Source organism: Actinocrispum wychmicini, assembly GCF_004345645.1.
GTDB classification, from domain to species: Bacteria; Actinomycetota; Actinomycetes; order Mycobacteriales; family Pseudonocardiaceae; genus Kibdelosporangium; species Kibdelosporangium wychmicini.
The window spans coordinates 305,934-330,422 of record NZ_SLWS01000003.1 but is presented as its reverse complement, the minus strand read 5'-3'; the positions used below and the strand labels follow the sequence as shown (position 1 = coordinate 330,422).

At 69.9% G+C, this 24,489-nt stretch carries 21 protein-coding genes; 7 read left to right on the top strand and 14 right to left on the bottom strand.

What is annotated here, in order from left to right; genetic code table 11:
- Position 1 precedes the first annotated feature (1 nt).
- From EV192_RS15735 to EV192_RS15670, 14 genes are read right to left on the bottom strand one after another with little or no spacing between them, the layout of a single operon-like run.
- Positions 2 to 1,177, bottom strand: a complete 1,176-nt coding sequence (locus EV192_RS15735; protein ID WP_132115875.1) for a type III PLP-dependent enzyme domain-containing protein — start codon at positions 1,175 to 1,177, stop codon at positions 2 to 4.
- Entirely contained in the window at positions 1,170 to 2,633 is a 1,464-nt protein-coding gene (locus EV192_RS15730; protein WP_132115873.1) for a class I adenylate-forming enzyme family protein, read from the bottom strand. Before EV192_RS15730 ends, EV192_RS15735 begins: the two co-directional genes overlap by 8 nt.
- Positions 2,630 to 3,775: an acyl carrier protein gene (locus tag EV192_RS15725; RefSeq protein WP_132115871.1), complete on the bottom strand. Its 1,146-nt coding sequence runs from the start codon at positions 3,773 to 3,775 to the stop codon at positions 2,630 to 2,632. The genes EV192_RS15730 and EV192_RS15725 overlap by 4 nt, the downstream gene beginning before the upstream one ends.
- On the bottom strand, positions 3,776 to 5,071 hold the full coding sequence (locus tag EV192_RS15720; RefSeq protein ID WP_132115869.1) for a TrpB-like pyridoxal phosphate-dependent enzyme: 1,296 nt from the start codon (positions 5,069 to 5,071) through the stop codon (positions 3,776 to 3,778).
- The gene (locus EV192_RS15715) at positions 5,068 to 5,328 is read right to left on the bottom strand and encodes an acyl carrier protein (RefSeq protein ID WP_132115867.1); all 261 of its coding nucleotides are present in this window, start codon (positions 5,326 to 5,328) and stop codon (positions 5,068 to 5,070) included. The genes EV192_RS15720 and EV192_RS15715 overlap by 4 nt, the downstream gene beginning before the upstream one ends.
- Positions 5,325 to 6,560: a glutamate-5-semialdehyde dehydrogenase gene (locus tag EV192_RS15710; RefSeq protein ID WP_132115865.1), complete on the bottom strand. Its 1,236-nt coding sequence runs from the start codon at positions 6,558 to 6,560 to the stop codon at positions 5,325 to 5,327. Before EV192_RS15710 ends, EV192_RS15715 begins: the two co-directional genes overlap by 4 nt.
- Positions 6,554 to 7,285, bottom strand: a complete 732-nt coding sequence (locus tag EV192_RS15705) for an SDR family NAD(P)-dependent oxidoreductase (protein ID WP_132115863.1) — start codon at positions 7,283 to 7,285, stop codon at positions 6,554 to 6,556. Before EV192_RS15705 ends, EV192_RS15710 begins: the two co-directional genes overlap by 7 nt.
- Positions 7,282 to 7,992: an alpha/beta fold hydrolase gene (locus EV192_RS15700; RefSeq protein ID WP_132115861.1), complete on the bottom strand. Its 711-nt coding sequence runs from the start codon at positions 7,990 to 7,992 to the stop codon at positions 7,282 to 7,284. The genes EV192_RS15705 and EV192_RS15700 overlap by 4 nt, the downstream gene beginning before the upstream one ends.
- Positions 7,989 to 11,147 carry a non-ribosomal peptide synthetase gene (locus EV192_RS15695; RefSeq protein WP_132115859.1) on the bottom strand — a complete coding sequence of 1,053 codons (3,159 nt, stop codon included), beginning with the start codon at positions 11,145 to 11,147 and terminating at the stop codon, positions 7,989 to 7,991. The genes EV192_RS15700 and EV192_RS15695 overlap by 4 nt, the downstream gene beginning before the upstream one ends.
- A complete protein-coding gene (locus EV192_RS15690; RefSeq protein WP_132115857.1) occupies positions 11,144 to 11,377 on the bottom strand; it encodes an acyl carrier protein in 234 nt (77 codons plus the stop codon). The genes EV192_RS15695 and EV192_RS15690 overlap by 4 nt, the downstream gene beginning before the upstream one ends.
- Positions 11,374 to 13,257, bottom strand: a complete 1,884-nt coding sequence (locus EV192_RS15685) for an AfsR/SARP family transcriptional regulator (protein ID WP_132115855.1) — start codon at positions 13,255 to 13,257, stop codon at positions 11,374 to 11,376. The genes EV192_RS15690 and EV192_RS15685 overlap by 4 nt, the downstream gene beginning before the upstream one ends.
- The gene (locus EV192_RS15680; RefSeq protein ID WP_132115853.1) at positions 13,218 to 14,549 is read right to left on the bottom strand and encodes a dipeptidase; all 1,332 of its coding nucleotides are present in this window, start codon (positions 14,547 to 14,549) and stop codon (positions 13,218 to 13,220) included. Before EV192_RS15680 ends, EV192_RS15685 begins: the two co-directional genes overlap by 40 nt.
- On the bottom strand, positions 14,546 to 15,826 hold the full coding sequence (locus tag EV192_RS15675; RefSeq protein WP_243726864.1) for a metal-dependent hydrolase family protein: 1,281 nt from the start codon (positions 15,824 to 15,826) through the stop codon (positions 14,546 to 14,548). The genes EV192_RS15680 and EV192_RS15675 overlap by 4 nt, the downstream gene beginning before the upstream one ends.
- Positions 15,771 to 16,856, bottom strand: a complete 1,086-nt coding sequence (locus EV192_RS15670) for an NAD(P)/FAD-dependent oxidoreductase (RefSeq protein WP_243726911.1) — start codon at positions 16,854 to 16,856, stop codon at positions 15,771 to 15,773. The genes EV192_RS15675 and EV192_RS15670 overlap by 56 nt, the downstream gene beginning before the upstream one ends.
- A gap of 635 nt (positions 16,857 to 17,491) precedes the next feature.
- On the opposite strand from EV192_RS15670, the gene EV192_RS15665 reads away from it, so the two are divergent.
- The 7 genes from EV192_RS15665 (at position 17,492) to ddaH (ending at position 24,489) form a co-directional block, all read left to right on the top strand.
- Positions 17,492 to 18,547 carry a ParB/RepB/Spo0J family partition protein gene (locus EV192_RS15665; protein ID WP_243726863.1) on the top strand — a complete coding sequence of 352 codons (1,056 nt, stop codon included), beginning with the start codon at positions 17,492 to 17,494 and terminating at the stop codon, positions 18,545 to 18,547.
- Between the two features lie 226 nt (positions 18,548 to 18,773).
- On the top strand, positions 18,774 to 19,253 hold the full coding sequence (locus EV192_RS15660) for a hypothetical protein (protein ID WP_132115847.1): 480 nt from the start codon (positions 18,774 to 18,776) through the stop codon (positions 19,251 to 19,253).
- A 9-nt stretch (positions 19,254 to 19,262) separates the two neighbouring features.
- A complete protein-coding gene (locus EV192_RS15655) occupies positions 19,263 to 20,600 on the top strand; it encodes a SidA/IucD/PvdA family monooxygenase (RefSeq protein ID WP_132115845.1) in 1,338 nt (445 codons plus the stop codon).
- On the top strand, positions 20,597 to 20,962 hold the full coding sequence (locus EV192_RS15650; RefSeq protein WP_207926070.1) for a cupin domain-containing protein: 366 nt from the start codon (positions 20,597 to 20,599) through the stop codon (positions 20,960 to 20,962). The genes EV192_RS15655 and EV192_RS15650 overlap by 4 nt, the downstream gene beginning before the upstream one ends.
- Entirely contained in the window at positions 20,963 to 22,441 is a 1,479-nt protein-coding gene (locus EV192_RS15645; protein WP_132115843.1) for a class I tRNA ligase family protein, read from the top strand. It abuts the gene before it with no gap.
- Positions 22,438 to 23,682, top strand: a complete 1,245-nt coding sequence (locus EV192_RS15640; protein WP_132115841.1) for an ATP-grasp domain-containing protein — start codon at positions 22,438 to 22,440, stop codon at positions 23,680 to 23,682. Before EV192_RS15645 ends, EV192_RS15640 begins: the two co-directional genes overlap by 4 nt.
- Positions 23,683 to 24,489, top strand: a complete 807-nt coding sequence (gene ddaH / locus EV192_RS15635; protein ID WP_341770859.1) for a dimethylargininase — start codon at positions 23,683 to 23,685, stop codon at positions 24,487 to 24,489.

The following is a 24,489-nucleotide window of genomic DNA, read 5'->3' as shown; positions in this document are numbered from 1 at the left end:
ATCACTCCTGTTCCGCCGAAAGCGGCGTCCGGTGCAAAGTCAGTCGGGAGGTGTGCGCGATCCGGCCGCCGTCGACGACGACCTCGACCGGCGCGGGATGGCCGAGAAAAGCCAGCAGGCTCGCGGACAGTCCGTAAGCGCCCACGTTGGGCACCCGCACCAGATCCCCCGGCCGCACATCTGGCGCCGTCACGCCCCGGCCCCAGGTGTCGAGTGGCGTGCACAGCGGCCCGGCGACGATCGCGGGGGTCACCGAGGGCCTGTCGGACAGCAGGGTCGGCACCACCGGCGGCAGTCGGCGCAGGCCGGACATGCCGCCGAGGTGGTTGATGCCCGATTCGAGGACGTAGATGTGCGTGTCCTGGGACATCTTCACGTCCAGCGCGCGGGTCACCAGGGTGCCGCAGGTGGCGGTCAGATACCGGCCGGACTCGAACGCGATCCGTGGGCTGCCGGCGCGCCAGCCAGGGAACTCCCGGTCCAGGATGGCCGCCACCCGTTCGGCGAGGGTCGGGTACGTCGGCAGTGTTCCGGCGCGGGCGAACGGCGCCGCGAACCCGCCGCCCAGGTCGAGCACCTCCAGGTCGGTTCCCACCCGGTCGGCCACCCGTCGCGCGGTCCGGATCGACTGCTCGAACTGGGCCACCAACGAGTCCTCTTCGGACACGTTGGTGCCCATGTACAGGTGCAGCCCGGCGATGTCCTGAAACAGCTTGGGTGCGGCCAGTATCCAGTCGAGATCGGCGCCGAACTGGGACGCGACGCCGGTCATGGTCAGCCCCTGACCGGGTGCCGGCGTGGTGTCGTTGACCCGCAGCAGGCATCGGACGAGACTCCCGGCCAGCCGCCTGACCTGCGCCAACCCGTGCGGCGAGTCGACCGAGAACCAGGTGACGCCGGCCTTCACCGCGTCGACGACGTCCCGGTCGCGCTTGCCCGGCCCGGTGTAGAGGATGTCCTCCACCGGGAAACCGGCTTCCAGGGCGGTGGCCAGCTCGCCGGGCGAGCAGACCTCGGCCCGGCAGCCGGCGTCCCGCAGCGTCGAGACGACCAGCGGATGCGGGTTGGCCTTGAACGAGTAGAACAACTCCGAAGGCGACGGCAGCGCCTGCCTCAACAGCGCGTGACTGCGGCGGAGTTCGTCCAGGTCGTAGACGTAGGCCGGGGTCTCAAACATGGGTCACCCGCGCCAGGGCTGCCCGGTCGACTTTTCCGTTGCGGGTCACCGGGATCTGCTCGACGACCAGGCACTCCCCCGGGACCTTGAAGTCCTCAAGCTCGTTACGCAGCAGGGTGAGCACCTCGTTCGGGGCGAGTTCGGTGACCACGACCAGCATCGCCGTCTCACGGTCCCCGCCTGGCGGGACGACCGCGGCGGCCTCCACACCGTCCAGGCGGGTGGCAGCGGCGGCGACTTCGATGGCGCTGACCCGGAAGCCGCGCTCCTTGTACAGGTCGTCACGACGACCCACGAAGTAGAGGAAACCGTCGTCGTCCAGCCAGCCGTGGTCGCCCGTGCGCAGTTCCGGGAACAGTCCGTTGACGCGCGGGAACCGTTGCGCGGTCAGCTCGGGCCGGCGCCAGTAACCGGCCATCACGTGCGGCCCCCGCACCACCAGTTCGCCGACCTCACCGGCCGGCAACCGGCGGCCGTCGGGGTCGATCGCGAAGACCTCGGTGCCGGGCAGCGCGCGACCGGACGAGCCGGGCCGGCGCAGGTCGCCGTCGATCGGCATGATCGTGGTGCGCTTGCACTCGGTCAGGCCGAACATCAGCTGGATGCCGAGGGTCGGGATCCGGTCCCGCAGAACGCGCAGCACCCCGTCGGGCATGGCCGATCCGGTGTTGGTCATCAGGCGTAACGACGGCGGTTGGGCGGTCGGCCGGGACATCAGCCTGGCCAGCGCGTTCGCCATCCCTGGCACCGCGGGCAGGACGGTCGCGCGGTACCGGTGCAACTCGGCGAGGAGCCGTGGGCCGGCGTCGGCCGCGGTGGCGAGTTGGATGCGGGCGCCGGCGACCGTGGCCAGGAAGATCTGGTACATCCCGTAGTCGAAGGACAACGGCAGGGCGCAGAACACCACGTCGTCGCGCAGGTAGCCGAGTTGCGACTGGATCGCCGTGACCGCGAACGTCATCTGGGCGTGGGTCGACACGACCGCTTTGGGCAGGCCCGTGCTCCCTGAGGTGTAGATCAGGCACGCCGGGTCGACCGGGATCGGCCCGGCCGGCAGGTCCACATCTGGCGGCGGAACGCGCAGATCGGCGAGGGACAGGCACGTGATTCCGCGATCCGCTGCCAGTTTCCGCAGGTCAGCGTTTTCTGTGATGACGAGCGCAGGTTCGGCGTCGTCGAGAACGTGCGCGTAGGCAGGTGCTGGGGCTTGTTCACCGAAGACGCAGAACGCGGCGCCGACTCGTGAGCATCCGTACAGCAAGCCGGGCACGAGAACGTCCGGCGCCACCGCGACGATGACTCGGTCCCCTCGCTGGACACCGTGACTCGTGAGATGGCGGGCGACATCGCGGCTCGCGGCGACGACCGCCCGGTAGGTCTCCACGTTGTCGCCGTGCCCGACCGCCGGACGGGTTCCCGGGGCACGGTCGAGCAGGTCGTGCAGAAGCGCGTTCACTGGCGGACCCTCCCCGCGGCCGTGACGAACAGGTGGGTCAGCGAATCGGTGTCGTGCAACGACTCCAGGGTCAGGTCCTCGGCGTCCAGGGTGAGGTCCAGCCGCGACTCGACCCGCTCGATAATGTCGACCAGGCGGAACGAGCTGAAGTCGGGCATCGCCCGGAAGGTCACCGACACGTCGTCGACCCGCATGACGGTTCGTACCGCGTCGACAACCGCCGCGCGGACAGCGAGCCGACCGGCGACCTCGACGTCCTCGGCGAGGAGTTCCTCGAACCGGTCAAGGATCGACGGCGGCACCGGCTCGCCGCGGATGGCCCGGCGCAAGCCCAGGTAGGACTGGGCGGCCAGCCGGAGCCACTCGTCGGCCTGGCGCCGGACCTCGTCCGCTGGAATCCCTGGAACAGTGTCCAGCCAGGCCGCGTGCAGCAGCCGGGACCGCCCCAGGATCCAGATGTCCAGAACCAGCGACTCGATCGCCGCCACACTGTCCAAACCGGACCTGACGTGCGCGACGTACCCGGCGATGTCCAACGCGGCGGCGAGGTTACGCGCATTGTCCGCCAGGATGGCGGTGGGGTCGATGTCTGGCAGGCCGTCCGCGCTGATCACCATCGCCGACGCGCCCGTGCCGACCGCCGCATCCAGGTCGGCGCTGGACAACCGCCACACACCCGGCCGGGCCGGGCCCCACTGGGTGTCGTTGTGGTACGGGTCGACGACGGCGTACCGGTCGCCCGACCCGATCAGCAGGTAGCTGTGGTCCATGTGGCGTTGGCCGCGATACGGCGTCCAGGACATGGTGAACGTGTCGGACAGCACGTACAGCGGTCCGGCCTCGTCGGCGAACCGGCGCAGTGCCGGCCCGTCCAGGCCGTCCCGACGGTCGGTCACGTGCAGGCCAGCGAGTTCGCGTGCCTCGGCGAGCCGCTTGTCAACCGGTGGCTCCAGGGTCGGCGGGCGACCCGCTTCGATCCTGGGCACGAACTCCTGGCGCGCGCCCAACACCACGTGCGCACCCGCGCCACAGAACCGGTCGACCACTGCGGACAGTCCAGTTTGGATACAGTCAAGCGCTTGCGCGGACAGCGTTTCCAGAACCGGCGACCACAGCTGGTCCCTGGTCTCCAGGACGCTCATTCATCTCACCCCCGTCAGGTCGAAGGCGACCGGCCGAAGCGCGGCCGTCGCCGCCCGCAACGCCTCGGCGTCGGCGGGTGCGTTCTCGATCGAGCCGGCCAGCAGGTCGTCGTACGCGGACAGGTCCAACAACCCATGCCCGCTGACACACACCAGGACCCCGCGTCGAGACTGTCCACTCGCGACGGACGCCGCCGCTGCGAGCGCATGTCCGGATTCCGGCGCGGGCAGGCAGAGTTCGGACAACGCGAACCGCCGCCCAGCCTCCAACGCCTCCCGTTGGCCGACGGCTGTGGCCTCGATCTGACCGTGGTGACGCATCGCGGACAGGACCTTGGCCGCCGCGTGGAACCGCAGCCCGGCGGAGTGCGAACCGGGGATGGTGAACCCGGCGCCGATCGTGTACATCGCCTCCATTGGCCCGGTTCCGGTGGCATCCGTGGCGTCGTAGGCGTAAACCCCCTGGGACAGCTTGGGTGTCGCGGTGGACTCGACCGCGAGCAGGGTCGGCAGTTCGGCTTCGCCGGCCTGGTGCCGAGCGAAGAACGGCAGGGCGAGCCCACCGAAGTTCGACCCGGCGCCGACACAGCCGATCACGTGGTCCACCGGCCCGTCCAGCTGCGCCGCCGCCTCCAGGCCGATCACCGACTGGTGCAGGATGCTGTACGTCTCGCCACTGCCGATACAGAACGCGCGATCCGGGGCCTGCCGGGCGTACTCGACGGCCTCGCCGATGGCCAACGCGAGGCTGTTGCCCTGCTCGCCACGAACTCCGACCTCGGTCAACCGGCTCGGGCTGGCGTGCAGCTCGGCGCCCAGCAGACGCATCAGGCTGCCTCGGTACGGCTTCGCCCGCAGGCTCTTGTCGACCATGAACACCGTGCAGGACAAGCCAAAGGCCGCGCACGCCGCCGCCAGCGCGGTACCCCACTGGCCGGCGCCGGTGCCCGTCACCAGCTCACGGACACCCGCCTGCTTGTAGTAGTGCGCCTGAGCCAGTGCGGTGGTCAGCTTGTGGCTGCCGGACAGGTTCCCGCCTTCGTACTTCACGTAGATCGGGACCTTGGCGCCCACTTCGGCCTCGAACCGGGTCGCCCGCCATAGCGGCGTCGGCCGGTACTGCCGGTACAGCTCCGCCACCGGCTCCGGAATCGGCCACCACTCCCGCTTCGACACGCTTTGGCGCACCAGTTCCAGCGGCAGTTGCGTGGTGACGGGACCGGTGGTGTTCGGCGGGCTCAGGTCGGGCGGCAGGTCGTATCCCAGGTGCGGCAGGACACTGCGCCAGGCGTTCACCGGACCTCCCCGGCGATCACGTCGACCAGGTCGGCGACGGTGGTGAACGTCCGGTTCACGAACAGGTTGTCCGGCAGCGTCACGTCCAGTTCGTCCTCCAGCCGCACCAGCATGCCGAGGAAACCGAGCGAGCTGATCTTCAACAGCCGGCCGTTGAGCGGCTCGACCTCGGTGATCTCCGCCGGGTCCACCGACAACCGGGACTCCAGTAGCACGATCCGCCGCACCGCGAGACTCACCTCGTCCCTGCGAGTCATCGCGCCCCCTCCCCTCGTAGTGTGCCGTTGCCTTCGATTCCCCAGCTGTAGGTGAGCAACGCGGCCAACCCCACCGGGCCGCGCACGTGCAACCGTCCGGTGCTGATGGACAGTTCCGGACCGAGCCGCATGGTCGGACCGTCGTGCAGCCGCAGCGATCCGTTCACCACCAGCGCCGCAGCGTCCACCGCCCGCAGGAACGCGTCCACAACCTCACGCCGGGTCGCGACCACGCCTTCGGTGTGCCGCGAGCCGTACCGGCGGATGTGCCCGACCGCTTCGTCCAATCCGGACACCACGCGCACACCCAGGGTCCGGTCCAGGAACTCCCGGCCATTGTCGTGCGGCTCAAGAGGTTCGTCCCCACCCAACGCCGGATCCGTCCGCAGCGTCATCCCGGAGTTCAAGCCGGTCAGCGCTGCCACGAACTTCGCGGCAATCTCCTTGTGCGCCAACACCATTTCCAACGTGTTGCAGGCGGTCGGCTCGGCGAGCTTGCTGTCCACCGCGATCCGCGCCGCCAGGTCGAGATCGACGTCCGCGTCGACGTACAGGTGGTTCACACCACCGCCGCTGGCGATGACCGGGATCGTCGACGTGGTCCGGCAGTGCTCGATCAGCGACGGGCTGCCGCGGGGGATCAACGCGTCGATCACCTCGTGTCGCTTGAGCAGCTCCCGCACCACGGCCCGGTCGCCGTCCGTCAACACCTGGACCATGCCGTCCGGCAGTCCCGCCGCAGCCGTGGCCTCGGCCGCGATCTCGCCCAACGCGGCGCTTGTCGCGGCCATTTCCGTGCCACCACGCAGAATCGTCACGTTGCCGACGGCCACCGGCAGCAGCGCGCCCTCGATGGTCACGGTCGGCCGGGCCTCGTAGATCATCAGGAGCACACCGAGCGGCTTCGGGATCCGCCGGATTCGCGCGGTTCCCAATGCCTGTGACGCCTCCTGCGGTGAGGTCACCGACGGCAGCGCCGCGCCGACCTCCTGGGCGAGCGCCACGAGCTGACGCAGGTGGTTCTCGCCCAGGCTGAGCCGGTCCAGCAACGCCGGCGGCAGGCCGCGTTGCGTCGCTCGGGCCAGGTCTTCGGCGTTGGCCTGCAGGACACGGTCCCAGTCCTTCTCCAGGTACTCGGCGAGCGCTTCGCAGTAGACCGTGTACCGGTCATCGCCGGGCGCGGGCGCTTTCGCCCGCGCTTGCTCAGCCAGCGCCAAAATGTCCGCTACCACATGTACTGCCCTCCGTCGACGATCAGCTTCTGGCCGGTCACGTACGCGCCGCCGGGGCCGATCAGGAACTCCAGGGCGTCGGCCACGTCGTCGGCGGTGCCGAGCCGGGCCAGGGGGATCTCGCCGAGCACTTTCGCCAGCGCGGCCGGGTCGTCCAGATGAAACCGGGTGGTCAGCTCGGGCGTTCTGGTCATGCCGGGGATCAGGCAGTTCACCCGGATCCGGGGCGCCAGTTCCAGGGCCAGGCACTTGGTGAGCTGCAGGAGTCCGGCTTTGCTGGCGCAGTAGTTGGCGCCGTTGAGGCGCGGGCGGATCCCTGTGGTTGCACCGATGTTCACGATCGAGCCTTCGGTCATGGCCGGCGCGAACGCCTTGGTGAGGTAGAAGGCGCCGTTGAGGTTGGTGTCGATCACCTGGCGCCAGTCGTCGACGTCCATCTGGAGGAACGGCCGGTCGACGTTGCGGCCGGCATTGTTAACCAGCACCTGCGGCGGGCCATACGAAGCCAGGACCTGTTCCCCCACCTCGGCGACCGCCGCCGGGTCGCCGACGTCAGCGCGCAGGACGCGAAGCATCGGGCCCAACTCGGTCGCCGCGGCCGCCGCCCCGGTGTCGTCGCCGCGGTACAGGGCGACGACCCGGTGGCCGAGCTTGACCAGGCGACGGCTCAGGGCCAGCCCGATACCGCGCGTGCCGCCGCTGACGACGGCAACCTGTTCCCTCATCCCGCCACCCCCGCGGGCATTTCGAGGAACTCCCCGATCGGCTCGGTGAGCCGGGGCAGGTGCTCGGGCTCGAACACACCGAAGTGGTCCGTGGGCACGGTCCCCAGCCGCAGGTCGGGCGCGAGCGACTGCCAGCGTTCGATCGCCGAGGCGCGGTCGACCAGGTCACTTTCCCCGGTGCAGACCAACAACTGCGCCGGGCCGTCGTACCGCCGGGAGGTCTCGAAGTCCGTCAACGCCTTGACGTGGGCGTGGAACGTCTGTGTGACCCGGGCCAACGTGTTCTCGTCCGGCCGAGTACCCAGCATCCCCACGATTCGACGCAGGGTGGCCTCGTCGCGGGCCGGATTGTGCGGCAGCCGGAACGGGGAACAGTCGATCATCACCAGACGCGGCTGGTGTGCGGCGAGCGCGACGCACACCTCCCACGCGATGGTGCCGCCCATCGACCAGCCGAACACCACGTCCGGCACCAACGAGTCGAGCGCGGTGAGCACGCCGTCCGTCATCGCCTGCACGCTGGTCTCCGGTGGCTCGTCCGGCACCAGGCCGGCCGCGCGCACCGCGTACACGTTGTAGGTCTGCCCGAGGAAGCCGGCGAGCCGCAGGTACGGCGCCAGTCCGCCGCCGGCCCCGGGAATCATCAGGCAGGTCGGCTTGTCCTTGCCGCGCATCAACGGGATCAGGCGACCGAGTTGCGGGCTCATGCCGACACCCCCGCCCGGACCAGGTCGGCCAACGTGGCGATGGTCGGTGACCGGAAGAAGTCCACGACCGGCGCGGCCACCCCGTACTGCTGCTGGACCTGGGCCAACGCGGTGAAGATGTTGAGCGAGTGCGCGCCGTACGCGAGCACTGGCCGGTCGCGCGGAATCCCGTCCACCCCAAGCAGTCCGGCCCAGATCTCGGCCAGTTCGCGCTCCAGGTCGTCCAGGTAGTCGGTGGTGACGGCGGACGACGCGTTCTGCTCGGCCATCCGCTCCTTGGCCAGCTCGACCAGGGCGTCCCGGTCGGTCTTGCCGGACCCGGTGGTCGGCACCTTCTCGATGTCGAAGATCCGCGCCGGCACCATGTACGACGGCAGCCGCTCGGCCAGCCGGTCGCCGACGTCGTCGATGGGGTTGTCGGTGAGCAGGAACAACAGCAGTTCGCGCTCTGCGCCTTCGCCGTGTGCCGCCGCGACCGCCTGGATGACACCCGGAAGTGTGTTGGCGGCGGACTCGATCTCGCCGAGTTCGATCCGGTAGCCGCGGATCTTCACCTGGGTGTCGTCGCGGCCGAGGAACACCAACGCGCCTCGCTCGTCCCGCATCACCAGGTCGCCGGTGCGGTACATGACAGCGCCGTACACACCGGCGAACCGGTCCGGGACAAACCGAGCGGAGCTCCGCTCCGGATCGTTGACGTACCCGTCGGCCGGGCAGGCGCCGCCCAGGTACAGCTCACCGGGGACACCGGCCGGGGCGAGGTGCCCGGTCACGTCGGCGACGTACGCCGCGACCCCCGCCAGTGGCAGGCCGATCGGCACGTGCGCGGTCCACGCCGAGTCCGCTGTGGACAGTCGGTGGGTGGTCACCGCGTGCGTCTCGGTCGGGCCGTACAGGTTGACCAGCACACAATGCGGGTGGGCGTCGAAGAATCGGCGGGTCTCGTCGTCGACCATCAACTGCTCACCGGACACGCACAAGTACCGCAGCGCCGGGAACAGCGTCTTACGCGTGAGCGCGCTCTGCACGAACGGACGCAACGCGGCCACTGGCAGATAGATGTGCGTCACACGGGTCTCGGCGACCCGACGGACTAACGCGGGGAAGTCCCGCCGGTCGGCGGGCTCACGGGACACGACCGTGCCACCGGCGGCGAGCGTCGGAACGATCTCCTGGAACGACACGTCGAACCCGAGTGGCGCGTACTGCAGGAACCGGGTGTGCGCGCCCATCTCCAACGCGGAGATCTGCCACCCACTGAGGTTCGCCAACGGGCCCTGGCCCATCTGCACACCTTTGGGCAGGCCCGTGGAACCGGACGTGTACGTCACGTAGGCCGGGCGGCCCGCGTCCGGCGCGGCGATGGCCGGCGCGGCCACCCCGTCCGCCATCAGATCCGCCAATCGCAACGCGGCCACGCCGTCCAACTCCCCGGCGTCGCCGATGACGGCCCGACACCCCGCCTGGCGGACCATGTACGCCAGCCGGTCGACCGGCAGGCCCGCCTCCAAGGGCAGGTACGCGGCGCCGCACCGGAGGATCGCCAGGATCGCGATCGTGACCTCGCTCAACGAGTCCACGCACAGCCCGACCACGTCACCGGCCGCGACACCCGCCCGGGACAGCCCTTCGGCCGCCTTACGGGCCGCGTCCGCCAGTTCGCGGTAGCTCATCCGGCCGGCGGGTTCCTCGATCGCGATGGCGTCGGCGTGCCGCTCGGCACTGGCCGACAGCCATTCGGTGAGCGTCGCCGCCGGTACCCGGGCGGGGTATCCGTCGGTACGCAGGCTCGCCGCCCCGGACGAGTCGGTGAACAGGTCCGCGATCGTTCGGGAGCCGTCGGCCAGAGCGCGCCGCAGCGCCGTCCGGATCGAGTCGAGCAGGCCGTCGGCCACCGCCGGGGAGACCAGTTCGCGGTCGTACTCCAGTTCCAGCAGCCACCGGCCGTCGATCGGCGTGCAACCGAGCCACAGGTCGAACTTGGCCGTGCCGTTGCCAGGTTCACGCACACCGCGTACGGCGTTGCCGGACTTGAGTTCCACAGTGTCCTGCATGGCGAGCATGCACGAGAACAACGGGTTGCGGTTGGTCGTGCGGTCCGGCTGGGCGTGCGCCACCAGTTGCGTGAACGCGATGTCCACATTGGAGCGACAGTGGTCGACCGAGGCGCGGACGACCTTGCCGGCGTGCTCGTCGAACGTCCGGTTCCAGTCCACGTCGACCGTGACCGGCAACGTGTTGACGAAGAATCCGCACAGGTCGAACGCGCCGATCGTGCGCCTTGCCATGAACGGGCTGCCGACCAGGACCGTCGACACGGCGCCGTGCCGTGCGACCGCCGCGCCGTAGATCGAGGTGAACAGGACGAACGGGCTCACACCGAGTCGCTTGCACGTCTCCCGGAACAGCTCGTTGTCCGCGTCGCTGAGGTGCCACTCCACCCGGCCGCCGCTGAACGCGGTCTCCACCGGGCGGTTCGGCTTCGGGTTGATCACCAGCGGCGGCACGTCCCGCAGTTGCTCGGCCCAGACCTTGGCGCGGTCGCCCAGCTGCTCGTCGGTGGACGCGCGGTCCTGGGCGCGCAACTCCTTCAGGAACGAGGACTCACGGGTCGCGCGCAGTTTGTCGACCGCCTCGCCGACCAGCTTCCCGGTCAGCGCCGCTTCGAGGTCACGGACGACCGGTGGGATCGAGACGCCGTCGCACACCACGTGGTGCGAGCAGAACAGCAGCGCCGAGTCCCCGCCGTCGGTCCGCCGGACGTAGCTGAACCGGTAGCACGGCCCGGCCTCCAGGTCGAACGGCGGCCGGCCGATCCGGACCGCACTGGCCAGCACCTCGTCCTCAAAGGACTCGGGAGTGGCTTCCACCACGTCCAGCGGCAGGTCGGCGCGGGCCGGCGGCTCGTTGAGCACGCCGTGCAGCTCCGGGAACCGGCTGAAGGTCTGCCGGATCGCGGGCTGCACGGTGATCAGGGCCAGGACGGCGTCCGCCACGGTCTCCGCCGGGATCGACGGGTCGATGTCGAACCGGCCCACCTGGTTGTAGATCTCGCGGGTCGGCACCAGGCCGTCCACCACGAGCAGTCCTTTTTGTGACTCGGTGAGCTTCAGCACCGAAGATCTGCTTGCAGGATCGAGCATTTGCGCAGTCATCGAGTGCCTCCACTCAGGTCGGTCAGCCAGCCTTTGAGGTCGGCGACCGTACGCAGGTCGACCAGCCGGGTGGCGTCGATCTCCGCGTCGTCGTCCGTGGCCACCTCCACGGCCAACCGCAGGAGCGCCAGCGACTCCAGGCCGACGTCCAACAGGGGTGTCTCGTCGTCGAAGGAAAAGGTGGCGTACTGGGCGATGGTGGCGTCCAGGTCGAGCACGGTTTCGCTCATTGATGTCTCCGCACGATCGGGGCTGCGTCCACGTTTCGACCTTCATCGCAGCCGATGTACCGCTGATGTTTCGAGGTTTGACCGCTGGTGTTCGCGCTGGTCAGGGCGAACAGGCGAACCAGATCGGGCACCCGGTAGCTGCCGAAGCTCAGTGTTTCGACGAATCCCGCGTCCACCAACCGTTCCGCGGTCCGCTCAGCGATGTCGTCGGGTTCGTCGAGCAGGACGCTGAACGCGTCGGTATGCAGCACAGGCAGATCCAGCTCACCAAGCAACGCCAACGCGTGGCCCGAGTCACCGAGTATTCGGACACCCGCGCGCAGGCTTTCCGCCACGCTCAGGCCGTGACACGCGAGCGCGGACAGCCGGCGCCGCGGATCGGCCAGCCACTCGGCGAAGTCGCCCACTGTCCACTCCGGACGCTGGGCGAGCCGGGTCGCGGCGATCCGCAGGGCCAGGGGCAGGTAGTCACAGAGCCCGGCCATCCGGGCGGCGGCTTCGGGGTCGGCGTCGACCCGCTCGGCGCCGGCGTACCGGCGCAACAACTCGATCGCCGCTTCGGCGGGCAACCGGTTCAGGCGCACGAGCCCGGCGCCGTCGACCAAGGTGGGCGCCGACCGGCCGACGAGGATCACGGCGGATCCCGGCGTCGACGGCAACAGACCACGGACCTGGTCGGTGTCAAGCACGTTGTCCAGCACCAACAGTACGCGCCGACCGGCCAACACGGTCCGCAGGACGGCCGCGCCACGGTCCTCATCGGACGGAATGTCCTGTGCGGGCACGGCCAACGCGGTGAGCAGCCGGCCGATCGCGTCCACCGGCTTGAGCGGGGTTCCGGTGGCGCCGAGGTCCAAGTACACCTGCCCGTCCGGGAACCGGCCGGCGACGCGGTGGGCGGCGTGCACGGCCAAGGTAGTCTTGCCCACCCCCGCCATCCCGTGGATCCCGCAGTGCCGCTGGGCGCCGAGCCGGTCGGCGATCAGGTCCACCTCCGCCGACCGGCCGACGAACACCGGGACATCCGGCGGCAGGGCCCGGGGAACAGCCAGCCGGAGTACCCCCTTCGCCGGTGACCCCGACGTCTCCACCAGTGACGGGTCCTCGTGCAGGATCCGTCCTTGCAACTCCCGCAACGGTTTGCTCGGTTCGATGCCCAGCTCGTCGATGAGCAGCTGGCGCAGGTCCCGGTACGCGCCAAGCGCTTCGGCCTGCTGCCCGGTCCGGTACAGGGCCACCATCAGGTGCGCGTGCAGCCGTTCCCGCAACGGGAACTGGGACACCATCAGCTTCAGCTCGGGCAGCAGGGCCTCGTGCCGGCCGAGGCCGATCTCGGCGCCGATCCGCGCCTCCACCACGGCCAGCCGCGCCTCCTCCAGCCGGGCCGACTCGGCCAGCACGGACGGGACCAGCGCCACGTCCGACAGCGGGGCGCCGCGCCACATCCCCAGCGCCTCCGACAACGTGTCCGCGCCGGCGGCCAGATCGCCGTCGGCCAGGCTGCGCCGGCCGGCCGCGACCTTGGCCTCGTACTCGTGCACGTCGACCGACCCCGCCGGGGTCACGAGCTGGTAGCCGGGTGCCCGGGTGGCCAGGACGCGGCCGTCCGGGTCGCCGAGCCCGCGGCGCAACCGCCACACGTACCCGGCGAGCAGCCCGCCGGCACTGGCCGGGGGCCGTTCGCCCCACAGTTCGGCGACCAGCTGGTCGACCGACACCGAGTGGTTCGCGTTGATCAGTAGGACCGCCAGCAGGGCTCGCTGCTTGGCCGCCGCGATCTGCGCCCAGTGGCCGCCGTCGAAGAACTCCAGCGGCCCGAGCAGCCGGAACGCCTGCACGGTCAGCCGAGCCCCGCCAGCAGCAGGGCCTCCGCCAGGCACACCCGACGGAACTCGCCCAGGTGCAGGCTTTCGTTGGGACCGTGCGCGCGCGTGTGCGGGTCCTCCACGCCGGTCACCACGATCGTGGCGTCCGGGAACACCGTCTGGAACGCGGCGATCGCCGGGACCGAGCCACCCAGGCCGATGTCGACCGCGTCCACCCCGTCCCACGCGGTCCGCAGTGCCTCGCGGACCACCTCATAGTGTGGGCTTGACGTGTCGATCACACAGGGCGGCCCGCTGCCCGCGGGCTCGACGGTGAGCGACACACCCCACGGCCTGTGCACCTCGAAGTGTGCTTTGACCGCCTCGAACGCCTTCTCGGTGTCGTCGCCGGGCGCGATCCGGACGCTCACCTTGGCCCGTGCCACGGGGACCAGCGCGTTGGCGGCTTCCCGCGTGCTCGGCGCGTCCAGGCCGATGACCGAGATCGCGGGCTTGGCGGAGATCCGCCCCACCACCGGGCCGCTGCCGATCAACCGGACACCGTCGAGCATGCCGGCCTCAGCGCGCAACCGCTCTTCGGGGATGTCCAGGTCGGGCCCGTCGTTCGTGACCAGGCCTTCGACGACCACGTCACCCGTGTCGTCATGCATGGTCGCCAGCAGACGCGCCAACGCGGTCAGCGCGTCCGGCACCGGGCCACCGAAAAGTCCACTGTGGATGGCGGACTCCAGGGTCCGTACCTCGACGACACAGTTGAAGACGCCCCGCAAGGAAGTGGTCAAGGCCGGGACGCCGACGTCCCAGTTGGCGGAGTCGACGATCACCACGAGGTCGGGCCGCAGCTTGTCGCGGTGCTGGCGCAGCAGTTCGTCCAGTGAGTCGGAGCCCGCTTCCTCCTCGCCTTCGACGAACACGACCACCCCGACCGGGAGCGAGTCGCCGAGGGCACGGATCGCGGCGACATGCGCCATCAGACCGGCCTTGTCGTCGGCGGCGCCCCGGCCGTACAGGCGGCCGTCCCGCTCCACCGGCTCGAACGGGTCACTCTCCCACAGCTCAAGATCACCGACAGGCTGGACGTCATGGTGCGCGTACAACAGCACAGTCGGCGCGCCCGGCGGCGCGGGACGGCGGCCGATGACGGCCGGCTGGCCGCCCGCCCGGACGATCTCCACGTCCAGACCGCAGCTCCGCAGCACTTCGGCGACGGCGTCCGCGGAACGGTCCACATGGGAGTGGTCGAAGCCGGGGAACGCGATGCCCGGGACCCGGACCAGTCGTTCCAGGTCAGCGCGGACACCGGGCATCTCCCGGTCGATCGCGGCGGTCAGGTCCTGCTGGTTCATGAGGTCCCCTTGACCCGGACGCCGGCCTTCCAGACGCCGGTGATGCGCGTGGGATCGGCGATCACGGTGATGTCGGCCAACGGGTCCGCGTCCAGCGTGAGCACGTCGGCGTCGTAACCGGGCAGCAGCTGGCCGGAGCGGGGGGCCTGCGGGCCCAGGGTGTCCGGGCCGGTCGCGGTCGCCGCCTCGATCGCCTCCAGCGCCGAGAATCCCACCTCGACCAGCAGCGCCAGTTCCCGGCCGTTGCGGCCCCACGAGGACGGCAGGTCCGAGCCGCTCATCCCGATGTCGGTACCCGCGGCCACCCGCACGCCCAGCGAGTGGGCCAGCGCGATGGCGTCGGCGTGGATCCCGACGACCGCGGCCAGCTTGTTCGCCGCGAACTCCGGCAGCAGCTTGCTGTCCAGCAGCTCGACCATGACGGTCCGGGTCGGCACCAGGATCGCCCCGGTCTCCCGCATCGCCGCGGCCACCTCTTCGTCGAGGTACGTGCCGTGCTCGATGGTGCGTACACCGGCCTCAAGTGCGGCCATCATGCCGGGCTTGCCGTGGCAGTGCGCCGCGACCACGCGGTCGGCCATGCCCGCGACCTCGACGACCGTGCGCAGCTCGGCGTCGGTCAGCTGCTGGTGGATCGGGTGGTCCACTTCGGACAGCACACCGCCGGACGCGAACACCTTGATCACTTTGGCGTTGCGCCGCAGCTGCTCGCGGGTGGCCTTGGCGAGTTCGGCCGGGCCGTCGGCCAGCCGCAGCTCGCCGCCCATGTGCGCGAAGTCGGTGACCCAGGGCACCGGGTAGCAGTGCAGGTCGCCGTGCCCGCCGGTGGCGGACAGCGCGCTGCCCGCGGAGTACACCGACGGGCCTTCGACCGTGCCCTCTTCGATGGCGTGCACCAGATGGATACCGAGGCCACCCATTTCGCGTACCGACGTGACGCCGGCGTTCAACGCGGCGCGCGCGTCCGGTACGCATCGCGCGGCACGGAGCGCGACCCCTTCCTGCGGGAGCAAGGAGAAGTCGGCGGACCGCAGGCCCATGAAGTGGGCGTGACAGTCCCATAGGCCGGGCATCACGGTGTGCGCCCGGACGGTGTTCTCTGAAGTGCTGTTCCGGGCGGGGGCGGTCGCGGCCGGGCCGGCGTAACTGATCTCGCCGTCGTCCAGGACCACCACGGCGTCACGGATCGGTTCGCCGCGGCCGGGAATCAACTGCTGGGCTTCAATGCGCTGCAGGACCATGGCCGGAGCCAACCCGAGCGCCCTCGGATTCGCCACTGTGCAACGGAAAGCGGTCACACAGCAGGTCTGTCGCGGCGATCCGGGTGGCCGCCAGCACGGACTTGGCGGCACCGCCGGAACCGCCCGTGAACGTGAAAAGCGCCTCTCCCCCAACGGTTTCACGCAACCGCAGGCCTGGAGTGACGTGATAGCAGTCGGTCGCGGCGACCGTACGGACCGGCGGCGCGAGCCACCCGTCGAGCCGCCGGCCGGCCTGGTCGGTCACCTGCCGCACCAGGTCGGCGTCCGGGTGGACGTCGGCCGGGTCCACGTCCCACCGGTCGCAGGGCAGGCCGAGCAGGAACCCGTCGTCGACCGGGCGGCCGTACAGACCGGTGACGTCGTCGACGAACGAGCCGAGCCCCGGCAGCCGGGCCGGATGGACCGAGTACTGGATCTGCTTCGTGGTCAGCCCTTCGGCGGGCAGACCGCTGGCGGCCAACAGGCCCGGTGTCCACGCGCCGGCAGCCACCACGACCACGTCGTAACCCACGGTCTCGCCGCCGGCCAGCCGCACGGACGGCGCCGGATCCACCCGCTGCACCAGCTCGGCTCGGACCACGGCACCCGACTCGGCCAGCAGCACCGTTCGCAGCCGTTCCGGTGACAGGTGGCCGGCATGCCGCTCCACCACAGCGATCGTGTCCGCCGCCAGGCCGCGGAACGGATAACGGCGGCGTAGTTCGTCAACCGGGAACACGGTGGCCGACCCGGGCAGTGACTCGTTGATCACCTGTAGCGACGCCGTCGGGTCGCATCCCGGTGACAGCAGATACACCGATCCGGTCTCCTGGTATCCAGCCGCCGCAAGCAGAACGGGGTCGTCCCGTAACTCGGTGAGACTGTCCACAGCGAGCCGGGTGGCCGCCCGCGTCGACTCGAAGCCACGGACCAGTCCACCTGACACGCCGGACGCGTCCGGCGCGCCCGGCCGCCCGCCGTACACGTCCACCCTGATCTGCGGCGACAGCTGCCGCACCCGCCAGGCCAGCACCGCGCCGGCCACTCCCGCCCCGACCACACCCATCCGCACCGGACACCTCCTCCGAACGTCGAAAGTGGACAAATACGCACCGCGCGCGCCGCCCGCCTTGTTTCGGCGATCATGGAAACAGCAACCCGGTGTTCAACTGCTCGACCGAATTCAGTTGCCCAGCACCGGGGCGGACACCCACACGTCCCGGCGGGGACCCGGAGCGCTTGGCAACGCACGGATCCACCGCTCCGCGTTGCGGCCGATCGTCCGCCCGGACGACCGACCGGGCAAGGCATCGGGCCGGCGTGTCGGTTTTGTGCGCAATATGTATCGCGGCTAATCCCTTCCAAATGGACCAGCCGTAACCCGTTTAGAGCAATAGGCCGTCATCGACAACAGCGTCACACTTCCATGTCAACCCAGAAAGACCCCTCGGCACGTAGACCACGGTCGATTCACGACCTACGCTCTGCATCCGAGACACAACATCAATTGCCCTTTGTAAATGACCGATCACGGATAGCTAACTGGGGTGCTGTCCGTGCGAGCACAAATAGCCACAAGGTGGCTCATACGGAAGCTCGCCACGAATCACGGCGATGGAGAAGCGCAAATCGGTGCAGAGGCGTGGGCCATTTTCGCGGTCGGCCCGCGCGTTTGTGTCGGCGGACCATACGGGGGCTGATTTGAGAGAGGGAACCGACAACGCCGCGGAGGATCTCGCGATCCTGCCGAAGCCGCGGCCGCAACGTACGGCACTGGCCGTCTACCCGGCGTCCGGGCCGAACACCTACCGGGTGCCGCTGGACAGCCTGCTGCCAGGGGACTCGCCCCGGCTGGTCGGTGAGGACGCGGAGCACATCCGGGTCCTCGCCCAGCCCGACCGCCCGCTGCCACCGATCCTGGTGCACCGGCCGACCATGCGCGTGATCGACGGGATGCACCGGATCGGCGCGGCCCGGCTGCGCGGCGAGGACACCATCGAAGCGGTGTTCTTCGACGGCAGCGACGACGACGCGTTCGTGATGGCGGTCCGGTCCAACATCGCCCACGGCCTGCCGCTGTCGTTCGCCGACCGGGAGGCGGCGGTGGCCAGGATCATCACCGCCCATCCGGACTGGTCGGACCGGGCGATCGCGGCCGCGACCGGGCTCGCCGCGCAGACCGTGGCGGGGGTACGGGGCCGGATCATCGGCCTGCCCAGCGCGACCGCGCGGATCGGCCGGGACGGCCGGATCCGCCCGCTGGACAGCACCGACGGCCGGCGGGTGGCCAGCCGGCTGATCGCCGCCCGGCCGGACGCCTCGTTGCGGGAGATCGCCCGGTCGTCCGGGATATCGCCGGCGACCGTGCGAGACGTCCGGGCCCGATTACAGCGCGGGGAGGACCCGGTCCCGCAACGCCGGCCCAGAGCCGAGCGCCCGATCCGGCCGCTGAGCGGGCCGGAACGGGCCGAGATCGGCCCGGCCCCGTGCCAGGACGAACCCGAGGGCCTCTCCGCGAAAGACCGAAACGCTGTTCTGCAGAACCTGGAGCGGGATCCGTCGCTGCGGTTCGCCCGGTCCGGGCACCTGGTGCTGCGCTGGCTCGCCCGGCGGGTGATCGCCGGCGAGGAATGGCGGAACGTGGCCGACGCGGTACCACCGCACAGCGCCTACATCATCGCCGCACTGGCCCGCCGGTGCGCCCGGGAATGGCTTGAGTTCGCGAAACAACTGGAACACAGACTCGGCGGAAAATGACAGCACCGCGCGTGTCATCTCCGCGCGGTGTGCAACTGCTTGAAATACGTGTTTGACGACAGGACGTCTTTTCGAACTATTGTCGACGGACGAGAGTCAACCGAAATCGACTGGGACGGGAATCGACATCCGATTCGTCAGCTACCGGCCGTGATCGAGTGATCACCCAATTCTGGGTAAACCCTGGTCGCGGGCATGCCGACCACACCCCGGCGAGAGGAGTGAAATGGTTCGCCAATTCGTGGACTGTCCGCCGGCCGGCCACTTGGTCGCCGGTCCGGTCACCCCGTTCCAGATAGCCGGTGTGACCCGGCTGGCAGCCGGCGCGGACCGGCTCGACATGACCGGTATCCGCTTCGACGAGGGCGCGACCACGGCGATGAGCACCGATCCGGACCACCTCGCGGTGTCGTTCGCGGTATCCGGTGAATTAGATGCCAACGAGATCGTCGGCGCGGCCTGGATTCGCCGCCGCGGCCAGGTGTGGTGGGTCCTGAATCTCGTGCTGCGCCACCGGGACTTCGGCCTCGCGGCGGTCGAGTGGCTCGCCCGCGAGGCCAGTGTGGCCGGTGCCGCCGTCCTCGTCGGCCGGTACGTGCCGGCCGGACACAACGCCGGCGCCGAGGACTTCTGGGAACAGGCCGGCTTCACCCCGTCCGGCGAGGACGGCGTCTTCACCCTCGCTGTAACCACCTACCGGAAGTGAGACAACGCGGTGCGCTATCAAGAAGTGGAGCTGCTGGCGATCGGCGCGGGTCCGTCGAGCCTCGCGCTCGCCGTCGCGATCGAGGAGCTGGCCCGCACGGACCTGGCCGGCGACACCCTGATCGTCGAGCAGCAGGACGACGTGGTCTGGCAGCGCGGCATGATGATGCCGTGGACCCAGAGCCAGGTGTCCTTCCTCAAGGACCTGGTGTCGCTGCGCAACCCGCGCAGCGCGTTCAGCTTCGTCAACTACCTGCACTCGGTGGGCAGGCTGGACCAGTTCATCAACCTGGGCAGCTTCACCCCGTACCGGATGGAGATCTCCGGGTACCTCGGCTGGGTCGCCAAGTCACTGCCGAACGTGCGGATCGAGTACGGCCGCCGGTGCGCGTCGATCCAGCCGTTCGGCAGCGGGGACGGCGCGGGCGAATGGCTGGTGCAGCTGGCCGACGGTGGCGTCGTGGTGTGCAAGCACCTGGTGATCGCGGCCGGCCGCGACCCGCACATCCCGGAGACCTTCGCCGGCGTCCCGCGGGCGCGGATGATCCACAGCACCGAGTTCGCCGCCCGGATCAACGAGATCGACCCGGCCAAGGCGCACCGGATCGCGGTCGTCGGCGGGGCGCAGAGCGCGGCCGAGATGCTGTGGACCGCGCACCAGGCGTTCCCGCGCGCGCACTGCACGATGGTGATGCGCTCGATCGGCCTGAACGCCTACCAGACCAGCCGGTTCACCAACGAGCTGTTCTACCCGTCGTTCGTGGACGAGTTCCACGCGGCCAAACCGGAGGCACGCGCCCAACTGCTGAACGAGATGCACCGGACCAACTACGCCGGGCTCTCCCCGGAGATGATCGACACCCTCTACCGGCAGATGTACGTGGAGAAGCTGACCGGGACCGAGCGGATCGAGATGGTCCCGATGGTGGACGTGGCCGCCGCCGAGATGGACGGCGGTGACGTCGACGGGGACGTGGTGCTGACCCTGGTCGACCGCAAGTCCGGCGAACGCACCCGCCGGCGCTACGACGTGGTGCTGCTTGGCACCGGCTTCGCCCGGCAGATGCCCCGGATCATCCAGGACATGGCGACCTCGGTCGGGCTGGCCGAGGTGTCGGTCGACCGCAGCTACCGGATGAACCTGCCGCCGTCGTTCACCGCCACCTGTCACCTGCAGGGCGTCAACGAGGCCACCCACGGCATCGCCGACTCGCTGCTCAGCGTGCTGGCCGCGCGGGCCGAGGAGATCGTCGCCGACCTGCTCGCGTACCGCCGGACCCCCGTGCCCCGGGTGGAGAACGTGCCCATCCTCCCGTTCACCGCGTCGACGTCAGGAGCGCAACGATGATGGAGATCCGCCGGTTCGACCGGGCCGAGCTCAAGCTGGACAACGGGTTGGACGCGCGGCGCCTGATGCCGTGGGCCGAGGTGAACGCGCCGTTCGAGGGCTCGTGGTGCGTGGTGCCGCCCGGCGCTTCGTCCGGCGCGCACGAACATCACGAGTACGAGATCTGGGTGGCGATGACCGGCGCCGCGGAGATCATCTGCGAGGGCCGACGGACCCCGTTCGTGGCGGGAGACGTCGTGCACTTCACGCCGCACTCCACGCACCAGGTGGTCAACGAGGGCGCGGCCGAGTTCCAGATGTACGCGATCTGGTGGGACAACGAGCTGGCCGGCCGGTTCGTCGAGCGCGACGCGGACGCGTAGATGTCCAGGACGATCATCGTCGCCGCGACTCCCACGCCCAACGGCGACCTGCATCTCGGCCACATGGCCGGCCCGTACCTCGCGGGTGACGTCTACGCCCGATACCTGCGGTCTACCGGGCAGTCGGTGATCTACACGACGTGCACCGACGACAGCCAGACGTACGTGGTGACCTCGGCGCACCGCCTGGGCACCACGCCGGAAGACCTGTGCGCCGCGTCCACCAAGGCGATCCAGCATTCGTTGGACAGCATGGGCATCTCGATGTCCCCGCTGCCGCCGATCGACGACAACTACCGGCGGTCGGTGTTGGACTTCGTCACCGCGTTGCACCGGCAGGGCAAGCTGCGGACCCGCACAGTGCGGCTGCCGTTCGCGACCAGGGCCGGCACGTATCTGTACGACGGCCTGGTGTCCGGGACGTGCCCGGTGTGCCTGGCCGGCAGCAGCGGCGGCGCCTGTGAGGGGTGCGGCCACCCGAACAACTTCGACGAGCTGCTGAACCCGCGGTCCACACTGGACCCGACGGACCCGGTGACGTACCGCGAGCAGACCATCCTGGTGCTGCCCATGGAGGCCTACCGCGACCGGCTGACCGCGTACTTCGCGGACCGCAAGGGCTGGCGGCCGCACGGGCGGCAGCTGATCGAGGAGCTGCTGGCCCGCCCGCTGCCGGACGCGCCGGTCACCATCCCCGGCACGTGGGGCATCCCGGCGCCGTTCGCCGAGACCCCGGGCCAGGTGCTGTACCCGTGGATCGAGGCGATGCCGGCGGTCATGTACAGCACGTCGTCCGCTGAGCCGACGAACCGGTACGACGACCACTGGCGCGCCGGTCAGGGCACGCGGCTCGTCTACTTCCACGGCTACGACAACGTCTACCACTGGGGCCTGATGGACCTGGTGACGCTGATGGCCCACGGGGACCGGTACGTGACTCCGGCCGGCAACGTCTGCAACGAGTTCTACGACCTGGCCGACGACAAGTTCTCGACCAGCCGCAACCACCTGATCCACGCGGTCGACCTGCTCGCCGGGATCCCGCGCGACCTGGTCCGGTTCCACCTCGCGCTGACCGCCCCGGAGCTGCAACGGACCAACTTCACCACCGAGGCGCTGCGTCGCGTGGTCACCCGGCGCCTGGTCGAGCCGTGGAACGAACTCGCGTCCCTGGTAAGTGAGCACTCACTAACCGCCGTCGGACAGCGCAAGGCCGAGGCGATGACCGAACGGTTCCGCGCCTGCTACGAGCTGCCCGCGTTCAGCATGAGCCGCGCCGCGGACACCGTCGTCACCCAACTGGCCCGGCTGGTGGCCGAGGCCAGGACCGCGCCCGAGGATCTGCTGCCGCAGGTGCGCGCGCTGCTGGCCGGCGCCGCGCCGATCCTGATCGACGCCACCGCCGACCTGGACGTCCGGACCGCGACCCGGCTGCCCCGGCTGCCCGCCGTCGACCAGCTCGTAGGAGCCGCACGATGAAACTGCTGACTGTCGAAACGCGCCAGTACCTGAACTACTACCAGTCCCGCTACCGCCAGGTGCAGGACCTCGGCGTCGACCTGTACGTGCTGAACGGCGAGGGCACCGAGGACTTCTGGCCGGCCGACCACTACCGGCTGGTCGGGACGAAGAAGATCGACGAGATGATCGCGTGCGCCAAGGAATGGCACACGACCGAGCAGTTCGACGGCGTGATCACGTTCTCCGAGGCGGCCGTCATCGCCGTCGCGGCCATCGCCGAAGCGCTCGGCCTGCCGACCATCGGCGTCGAAGCGGCCCGTACCAGCCGCAACAAGTACTTGATGCGCCAGGCGTACGAGCGCGCGGGCGTGCCTGTCCCCCGCTTCCGGTTCGTCACCGAACTGGCCGACGCGCTGGCCGCGGGCGAGGAGTTCGGGTATCCGGCCATCCTCAAGCCGACCCTAGGCGCGGGCAGCCACTTCGTGTTCCGGGTCGACTCCGCCGAGGAGATGGAACTGCGGTTCACCCAGGCCATCGAGGGCATCCACGACATGTTCTGGGTGTCCGCCGAGGCCGACGGGATCGACCTGGGTCCGCAGGGCCTGCTGGTCGAGTCGTTCCTGGACGGCCGCGAGTACCTGATGGAGGCGGTCGCCTGGGACGACGAGGTGTACCTGGGTTCGGTCGTCGACCGGATCACCGCCGAGGGCCAGAACTTCGACGACGACGTACACCACGCCCCCACCTCACTGCCCGCCGAGGATCTCGCCCGGGTGCACCACGCGGTCCGGGCGGCCGCCCACGCGCAAGGCCTGCGGCGCAGCGTCATGCACGCCGAAGTCCGTTTCCACGACGGAAAACCCCACCTGCTGGAGATCGCCGCCCGGGTCGGCGGCGGCGGGCTGGACATGATCGCCCGGCTCACCGCCGAACACGACCCGATCCGCGCGGTCGTGGACATCGGCCGCGGGGTGCGCCCCCAGGTCCGGCACTACTGGCCGACCGGGACGCACATCACCGCGATGTGCCTGATCTGCGACGGCGGCGTGGTCCGCGAGATCGACGTGCCGCCCGAGGTGAGCGAGTCGGACAAGGCGTTCCTGCTCAAGATCACCGCCCGGCCCGGCGACACGATCCTGCGGCCGCCCGACGGGAACACCATCTTCGGGTTCCTCGGCACCACGGGCACGTCCCGCGACGACGCGTTCGCCACCATGACCGCGCTCGCGGGCAAGATCAAAGTCACCCTGGAGGACTAAGTGCGATCAGCCCGACCCCGGCGGTTCCTGATGTGCCCGCCGACCCACTTCGAGGTCACCTACTCCATCAACCCCTGGATGGAGCCGGACAAGCCCACGGACACGCCAACCGCCGTGGTGCAGTGGGAACGCCTGCGCAACCTGCTGCTCGGGCTGGGCCACCGGGTGGACGAGATCACGCCGCTGCCCGGCCAGCCCGACATGGTGTTCGCCGCGAACGGCGCCACCATGGTGGCCGGCCGGGTACTGGCGGCCAAGTTCCGTTACCCGCAACGGGTCGACGAGTCACCCGCGTACCAGACCTGGTTCCGTGACCACGGTTTCCCGGTGATCGACGCCCGGTTCGTCAACGAGGGCGAAGGCGACTACCTGGTGACCGGCGAGCGGATCCTGGCCGGCACCGGGTTCCGCACCGACCACCGGTCGCACGACGAGGCACGGGCGGCGTTCGGCCTGCCGGTGGTCCCGCTCGAACTGGTCGACCCGAACTTCTACCACCTGGACACCGCCCTCGCGGTCCTCGACCACGAGGAAGTCATGTACTACCCCGGCGCGTTCGCCGCGGCGAGCCAGGCCGTCCTGCGCGAGCTGTACCCGGACGCCATCACCGCGAACCGCGCCGACGCCGAGGTGTTCGGCCTGAACGCGATCTCCGACGGCCGGCACGTCCTGCTGTCCGGGCAGGCCACCGGCCTGATCGACCGGCTGCGGGTGGCCGGGTTCGTACCGATCGGCGTGGACGTGACCGAACTGCTGAAAGCCGGCGGCGGCGCCAAGTGCTGCGCCCTCGAGCTTCGAGAGGAATGA

Bases quoted from the DNA above. Each gene is read 5' to 3' on its own strand.
- EV192_RS15700 (WP_132115861.1), bottom strand. From the start codon at position 7,992: ATGAGCCCGCAACTCGGTCGCCTGATCCCGTTGATGCGCGGCAAGGAC.
- EV192_RS15645 (WP_132115843.1), top strand. From the start codon at position 20,963: ATGTCCAGGACGATCATCGTCGCCGCGACTCCCACGCCCAACGGCGAC.
- EV192_RS15695 (WP_132115859.1), bottom strand. From the start codon at position 11,147: ATGACTGCGCAAATGCTCGATCCTGCAAGCAGATCTTCGGTGCTGAAG.
- EV192_RS15725 (WP_132115871.1), bottom strand. From the start codon at position 3,775: ATGAGCGTCCTGGAGACCAGGGACCAGCTGTGGTCGCCGGTTCTGGAA.
- EV192_RS15705 (WP_132115863.1), bottom strand. From the start codon at position 7,285: ATGAGGGAACAGGTTGCCGTCGTCAGCGGCGGCACGCGCGGTATCGGG.
- EV192_RS15690 (WP_132115857.1), bottom strand. From the start codon at position 11,377: ATGAGCGAAACCGTGCTCGACCTGGACGCCACCATCGCCCAGTACGCC.
- EV192_RS15660 (WP_132115847.1), top strand. From the start codon at position 18,774: ATGGTTCGCCAATTCGTGGACTGTCCGCCGGCCGGCCACTTGGTCGCC.
- EV192_RS15680 (WP_132115853.1), bottom strand. From the start codon at position 14,549: ATGAACCAGCAGGACCTGACCGCCGCGATCGACCGGGAGATGCCCGGT.
- EV192_RS15650 (WP_207926070.1), top strand. From the start codon at position 20,597: ATGATGGAGATCCGCCGGTTCGACCGGGCCGAGCTCAAGCTGGACAAC.
- EV192_RS15640 (WP_132115841.1), top strand. From the start codon at position 22,438: ATGAAACTGCTGACTGTCGAAACGCGCCAGTACCTGAACTACTACCAG.
- EV192_RS15735 (WP_132115875.1), bottom strand. From the start codon at position 1,177: ATGTTTGAGACCCCGGCCTACGTCTACGACCTGGACGAACTCCGCCGC.
- EV192_RS15715 (WP_132115867.1), bottom strand. From the start codon at position 5,328: ATGACTCGCAGGGACGAGGTGAGTCTCGCGGTGCGGCGGATCGTGCTA.
- EV192_RS15670 (WP_243726911.1), bottom strand. From the start codon at position 16,856: ATGGGTGTGGTCGGGGCGGGAGTGGCCGGCGCGGTGCTGGCCTGGCGG.